The 4,890-nt window shown below is 72.1% G+C and carries 7 protein-coding genes and 1 pseudogene; 5 read left to right on the forward strand and 3 right to left on the reverse strand.

Translation table 11 applies throughout. From position 1 onward, the window contains the following. The 5 genes and pseudogenes from ACTUAL_RS06260 to ACTUAL_RS06280 form a co-directional block, all read left to right on the forward strand. A pseudogene (locus tag ACTUAL_RS06260) lies at positions 1-510 on the forward strand (hypothetical protein); the annotation flags it as partial. An 89-nt stretch (positions 511-599) separates the two neighbouring features. After that, entirely contained in the window at positions 600-1,355 is a 756-nt protein-coding gene (locus ACTUAL_RS06265) for an SDR family oxidoreductase (RefSeq protein ID WP_440899577.1), read from the forward strand. Continuing rightward, positions 1,355-1,816 (forward strand): MaoC family dehydratase, encoded by a 462-nt coding sequence (locus tag ACTUAL_RS06270; protein WP_440899578.1) that lies wholly within the window; start codon positions 1,355-1,357, stop codon positions 1,814-1,816. Before ACTUAL_RS06265 ends, ACTUAL_RS06270 begins: the two co-directional genes overlap by 1 nt. A gap of 77 nt (positions 1,817-1,893) precedes the next feature. Next, positions 1,894-2,286 (forward strand): hypothetical protein, encoded by a 393-nt coding sequence (locus tag ACTUAL_RS06275; protein ID WP_440899579.1) that lies wholly within the window; start codon positions 1,894-1,896, stop codon positions 2,284-2,286. A gap of 31 nt (positions 2,287-2,317) precedes the next feature. Next, on the forward strand, positions 2,318-2,845 hold the full coding sequence (locus tag ACTUAL_RS06280; RefSeq protein ID WP_440899580.1) for a DUF3558 domain-containing protein: 528 nt from the start codon (positions 2,318-2,320) through the stop codon (positions 2,843-2,845). Between the two features lie 40 nt (positions 2,846-2,885). Here the strand turns inward: ACTUAL_RS06280 and ACTUAL_RS06285 are convergent, their stop codons facing one another. From ACTUAL_RS06285 to ACTUAL_RS06295, 3 genes are read right to left on the reverse strand one after another with little or no spacing between them, the layout of a single operon-like run. Continuing rightward, positions 2,886-3,455, reverse strand: a complete 570-nt coding sequence (locus tag ACTUAL_RS06285; RefSeq protein ID WP_096492183.1) for a TetR/AcrR family transcriptional regulator — start codon at positions 3,453-3,455, stop codon at positions 2,886-2,888. Positions 3,456-3,483: 28 nt separating this feature from the next. Further along, positions 3,484-4,026: a 3'-5' exonuclease gene (locus tag ACTUAL_RS06290; protein WP_096492182.1), complete on the reverse strand. Its 543-nt coding sequence runs from the start codon at positions 4,024-4,026 to the stop codon at positions 3,484-3,486. Beyond that, entirely contained in the window at positions 4,023-4,781 is a 759-nt protein-coding gene (locus ACTUAL_RS06295) for a hypothetical protein (protein WP_440899581.1), read from the reverse strand. The genes ACTUAL_RS06290 and ACTUAL_RS06295 overlap by 4 nt, the downstream gene beginning before the upstream one ends. Positions 4,782-4,890: the final 109 nt, after the last annotated feature.

The raw sequence follows: 4,890 nt of genomic DNA on the forward strand, positions 1-4,890 counted from the left end.
GGGGGCGCGGGAGTGCGCGCTGGAGCGGCTGGACCTGGACGGGGCGGGCTCAGCGAGTACTACTCCGGGCTGGGAGACGCTCGGGCGTGGCGGACGCCGGTCGCGCTGGGGCTGGACGAGTGCGGGCTGGACGAGTGCGGGCTGGACGACGCGGAGTTCGAGGGGCTGGCGGAGGTGGACGCGCCCCGGTTGCGGGAGGTGTCGCTGGAGTTCAACGCGCTGCGGGAGCGGGGTGGGCGGGCGCTGGCGGGGTGGGCGGCGCTGCCTCGGTTGTGGTGGGTGGGGCTGCACGACAGCGTGCTGGAGGACGGGGCGGTGGTGGCGCTGGCGTCGGGGGTGGCGCGGCGGTTGCTGGAGCTGGACCTGGAGCGGGTCGGGCAGGAGCCAGCGCCGGAGCCGACCGACGAGGAGTTGCGGGACCAGGACTTCCAGGGCCGGAGGGTCGAGCGGCACCGCGAGGGGGTGGCGCGGGCGGTGGGGTTCGCGCGGTCGCTGGTGGACGGGGGCTGATCGGGGGCGCGGGGCCTTCGGGGGTGGTGCGGTCCGGCGCGGGGCCGCTAGGTTCCGCTCGTTCTGGCCCGCTGATCGAGGAGGTTCACGTGGCCGAGGGACGGGTTGCGGTCGTCACCGGGGCGGCTCGGGGGATCGGGGCCGCGGTGGCCGCCCGGTTGGCGCGGGACGGGTTCGCGGTGGCGCTGCTGGACCTGGATGCGGAGCGGTGCGCGGACGGGGTCGCGGCGATCGAGGCGGACGGCGGGCGCGCGCTGGCGGTGGGCGTGGACGTCGTGGACCGGGCGTCGGTGGACGCGGCGGTGGCGCGGGTGGCCGAGGAGCTGGGGCCGCCGGTGGTGCTGGTGAACAACGCCGGGGTGCTGCGGGACAACCTGCTGTTCAAGATGTCCGACGACGACTGGGACACCGTGATCGGGGTGCACCTGCGCGGGGCGTTCCTGATGAGCCGGGCGGTGCAGGCGCACCAGGTGAAGGCCGGGTGGGGGCGGGTGGTGAACCTGTCGAGCACGTCCGCGCTGGGGAACCGGGGGCAGGCGAACTACGCGGCGGCGAAGGCCGGGGTGCAGGGGTTCACGAAGACGCTGGCGATCGAGCTGGGGCGGTTCGGGGTGACCGTGAACGCGATCGCGCCGGGGTTCATCGAGACCGACATGACGGCGGCGACGGCGGCGCGGGTCGGGGTGGACTTCGCGGAGTTCAAGGCGGCTGCGGCGGCGGCGATCCCGGTGGGGCGGGTCGGGGTGCCGGAGGACATCGCGCACACGGCGTCGTTCCTGGTCAGCGAGGGGGCGGGGTTCGTGTCCGGGCAGGTCGTGTACGTCGCGGGCGGGCCTCGGGACTGATGGTGCGCCGGTTCGAGGGGTTGGCGGAGTTCGCTGCGGCTGCCGGGGAGCACCTGGGGTTCGGGCCCTGGCACGAGGTGACGCAGCGCGAGGTGGACCTGTTCGCGGAGGCGACGGGGGACCACCAGTGGATCCACGTGGACGTGGAGCGCGCTTCGGCGGGGCCGTTCGGGGGGCCGGTGGCGCACGGGTACCTGACGCTGTCGCTGATCCCGCTGCTGGTGCGGGAGGTGTACTCGGTGGAGGGGGTGTCGATGGGGGTGAACTACGGGCTGAACCGGGTGCGGTTCCCGAGCCCGGTGCTGGTGGGGATGCGGGTGCGGGCGGGGGTGGAGGTGGTGTCGGTGTCCGAGGGCGGGGGTGGCGGGGAGCGGCAGGCGGTGGTCCGGGTGGTCGTGGAGGCGGAGGGGGCGGCGAAGCCGGCTTGCGTGGCGGAGACGGTGGTGCTGCTGGTGCCGTGAGTAGCGCGAAGGTCGCCACGTGGGGGTGGTTCGGGCGGTAACGTTCGGGTCAACGGACTTACCACTGGGGGTGTGACGTGGCGGATGCGCTGAACATCGAGACGATCAAGTCGATGACGGCCGGCATGGCCAACCTGAAGCAGGTCGCGGCTTCGGGTGGGTTCGCCATCACGGAATCCGGGGCGGACGCGTACATCCAGGCGATCAACCACTCCCTGGAGGAGCTGGGCTCCGCTGTGATGTCCGCACGAGACTTGACGCAGGCCACGCAGTTGGGAACGAGCCCTGACGGGGTGGCGATGAGTCGCTACAACCTGGAGAGCGCGACCGGAGGGCCGGGGACCATCGGCGTCATCCCCGCGCTCCAAGAGCTCATCAAGACACTGGTCGAAGCGCGTGAAGCGATGGAACTGGCCAAGCGCAACTACCGGAACGTCGACGAAGCGCAGCGGATGAACTACCCGAGCTGAAAAACCCGATGAAGATCAAGCAGGGACAAAGTTGAACAGATCACGAATCCTCGCCCTACTGCTCATCGCGGGAACGGTCACGGCTTGCTCGACCCAGGAGCCAGGCACTCCATCTGCTGCGCCACCCCAGGACACCGAAGGCACCAAAACCTCCGGTTCGCCCTCCACCGGGCCCTCGCTCGACGAGCTCGATCCCTGCGATGTTCTCACCGAGATCGCTCCCAAGAACGACCTGACCGATATGGCCGACGCCGACAGCAACGGCTGCTCGGCGAAGAACTCGAAGGGGGTGCGGGTCCAGCTCGACGTCTACCCCACCCTGGGCATCTCCCAGTACCAGGCGGGGGCGAACTCGGAGATCTCCGAGACCACCGTCGGCGGCAGGGCCGCCAAGCTCGTGAAGAAGACCGTGACGGACCTGGACTGCACGGTGACCATCGAGGTCACGTCGTCCTCCAGGGTGGACGTCACCGGCTACTCGATCAGCTCCATCGACGACTCCTGCGCCACCGCCCAGGCGCTCGCGAAGGACGTCGAGCCGGAGCTCCCCAAGAGCTGACGCGCCCCACCGCCCCCGGCCACCCGGTCGGGGGCGGTGGTCAAGCCCGCAGCGAGCTGATCAGCAGGTCCGCGTAGTGCTCCCCCACCTGCCCCGCCGTCAGCGCCCCCTCCGCGCTGTACCACTCGGCCAGGTGGTGCACCGCCCCGAAGAAGTAGTTCACCACCAGGTCCGCGGGCGCCGCGGGCGAGAACACCCCCTCCGCCTGCCCCTGCTCCACCAACCCCCGGAACCGCTCGTGGTACCGCCGCCGCTCCGCGCGCAGCCCCAGCCGCTTGTCCTCCGGCAGGTGGTCGGCGCAGCGGAAGTAGACCTTCGCCTGGTCGAAGTTGTCCACGCTCGTCACCACGACGTCCACCGCCGCCGCCCGCAGGCGCTCGTCCACCGGGCCCCGCGCCGCCGCGAAGTGCTCCAGGCGCTCGGTCTGCATCCGCAGCAACCGCCCGTAGATCTCCGCCAGCAGGTCGTCCTTGGACCCGAAGTAGTGGTACATGGCCCCTTTGGTGACGCCCGCCTGCTCCACGACCTCCTGCACCGCCACCCGGTCGTACCCCTTGGCGGCGAACAAGCGCGTCGCTGCGGTGATCAGCCGCTCCGGAACCGTTGCCATGCGCTCAAGGATCGCAGAACCCCCCGGCTCACCTGACCAGCAGCGTGCCGAGCAGCGCCGCGATGTTCCACGCGTCGTCGTCGCCCCGGTGGTGCGTGCCGTCCAGCGGCAGCCCGGCCAGCGCCAGCGCCTGGGCCATGCCGACCTCCCGGTGCAGGCCCCGCGTCAGCGCGAACAGGGTCTTCACGTTCAGGTGCCTCGGCCCGAACGGGTAGGGCACGCCCAGGTCGGCGCACTGCCGCTGGAACTGCTTGCGGTCGTAGTCCCCGTAGCTGGCCCACACCCGCTCGTGCGACCCCAGCTCCCGCAACCGCGCGCACGCCACCCCGAAGTCCAGCCCGCGCCCGACCTGCTCCTGCGTCAACGTCGTCAACGACGTGCAGAACGGGCTCACCTCGGACCGGGTGGGGCGCACCAGCAGCGAGTGCCGCTCGACCCGCTCGCCGAGCGCGACGTCGTACTCGCACACCCCGATCTCGATGATGTCGCTGACCTGCCCGCCGGGCGGCGCGCCCTCCCAGCAGGTCGCCTCGACGTCGACCACGAGCACGCGGTCCAGCAGCGCCTTCACAGGAACACCGCGATCGGCCTGATGACCATTTCCCCGCTCCCCGCCTTCCACGCCTGCACCCGGCCCAAGCACCGCGCGCTGAACACCCCTTCGGGCACGACGTCCGGTCGCAGCCCGGCGCTCTGGCACTCGACGACGACCTGCGGCCCCTCGGCCGGGTCGTCCGGGTCGCCGTAGGGCGCCTGGAAGACCCTAGTGCCGTCGTGCCGCCCCGTCTCGCGGAATTCCCCGCGCACCGACACGTAGGCGTCGATCCGCCGCAGCCGCGCGGTCCGCGCGCCGTCGCCGAGCGCCCGCTCCAGCGCGACGTCCCCGCGCACCGTCCGGTCCCGCAGGTCCACGTGCACGACCCCGTGGGCGCTCTCCAGCGCCCCGAGCAGCACCCCGACGACGGCGATCGGCTCCGAGTTCTCGATGTACGTCTTGACCACCTCGCGCCCGGACTGCCGCGCCCCCTCCACGCCGACGTCCACGCCCTTGAGCGCGATCTTCCCGTCCCTGGTGGTGCCGACCCGGTCGACCACCTCCTTGGTCATGGCGTCCCCGTACCCGCCGACCTGGTACAGGTCCATCACCGCCTTCTCGTCCAGGTAGATCGGCACCCCCGGAACGCCCGGCGCCGGGGCGTACCTGGCCCTGCCGCGCCACGCCGCGACGACCGCCCCGAGGGCGACCAGCAGCGCCAGCGCGGTCACCACCCACACCACCGCCCACGGCCACCACACCGACCACCACAGCGCCCTATCGACAGCCACGGATCTCCCCCACCGCCTCGGTCAGCGACCCGGTCGCGTCCACGACCCGCCCGCCGCTCGCCCACGCCGCCCGGGCCAGCTCGGCCGGGTCCGCCTCGCCCACCCGGAT

The sequence above is a fragment of the Actinosynnema sp. genome (assembly GCF_052038725.1).